Here is a 1,175-nt window from a genome sequence, read left to right as displayed (position 1 = left end):
TCTGCTTCGCGTGCTGACGAAAATCTCGACATGATGACGATTGCCAATCTGTTGCGCCGGGTTGTGCCGGCGTCTTCGCTCAGTCGGTTGTTCCTGGCGATTGCCGGCTCAGCACTCCTTGCCGTTGCGCCGCAAGCCATGGCCGAAGCCGATTCGGCATTCAGCATCAATGGTTTCGGCACGTTTGGCTTGGCCCGAACGACTTCCGATAATGTCGAGTTCGTCCGCGATATTTCCCAGCCCCGAGGTGTCGGCAAGGAATGGAGTGCGTTGATTGACAGCGTTCTCGGCTTGCAGGCGGGGTGGCGTATCAATCCGCAGCTTGAGGCAGTTGTTCAGGCCACCAGTCGCTATCGTTACGACAAGACTTTCACGCCGGATATTTCCTGGGCCTTCCTCAAATTTGATCCGATTCCCAACCTGAGCCTGCGGGCCGGTCGGCTGGGTACGGAGTTTTTCATGATGGCCGATTCGCGCTGGGTTGGTTATTCCTTCCTGACGGTTCGCCCACCCGGTGATTACTTCTGGTATTTGCCTTTCTACAGTATTCACGGCGCCGATGCGGCGATTACCGTGCCGCTCGGCGAAAGCATCCTGCGGGCCAAGGCTTTTTATGGCCATTCCGACGGCAGGATTCCGTTGGCTGACGAACAGTGGGATATTTCAGGTTCGCCGATGGTTGGTGGCTATCTCGAGTACCAACATGGCCCGTGGCAGCTACGGGGAAGCTACGCCAACATCCTTTTCAAGCGTGATTTGCCGATCGCCCCGGTCTTGAAAAAGCAGTTTGGCCTGACCTTGATGCCTTTGGATGCGGCCTTTCTGGCGACGCACGATACGCGCACCCATTACTACTCTTTGGGTCTGGTATACGACCATGGCTCCTGGCAGGCGCAACTGATGCTGAACCACATCGAGCAGGGGAGTAGGGCCCTGGAGAGTTCGGATGGCGGATATGCGCTGGTCGGCTACCGGATTAGCGAAGTTACGCCCTATCTTGGCTATTCCTGGGTGCTCTCGAGGTCGCGTGGCAAGGCACCGAGCGCCGTCGCTGCCTACGTCATGCAGGATTCGCGTTCCGACCAGCAGACGACATTTGCCGGCATGCGCTGGGACGTGATGCGGAATGTTGCCGTCAAGGCGCAATGGGATGGCATCCGTGGCGATTCCTCGTC

At 57.9% G+C, this 1,175-nt stretch carries 1 protein-coding gene; it reads left to right on the top strand.

The window, feature by feature from the left end; translation table 11 throughout:
- The coding region (locus ADADOO_RS02910; RefSeq protein ID WP_511274861.1) for a hypothetical protein at nucleotides 1–1,175 on the top strand (1,175 nt) is incomplete at both ends.

Origin of the sequence: Azonexus sp. (assembly GCF_036170495.1) — a bacterium.
Lineage (GTDB): Bacteria > Pseudomonadota > Gammaproteobacteria > Burkholderiales > Rhodocyclaceae > Azonexus.
The sequence above is the reverse complement of the archived record's forward strand: the minus strand, read 5'-3'. Positions and strand labels throughout refer to the sequence as shown.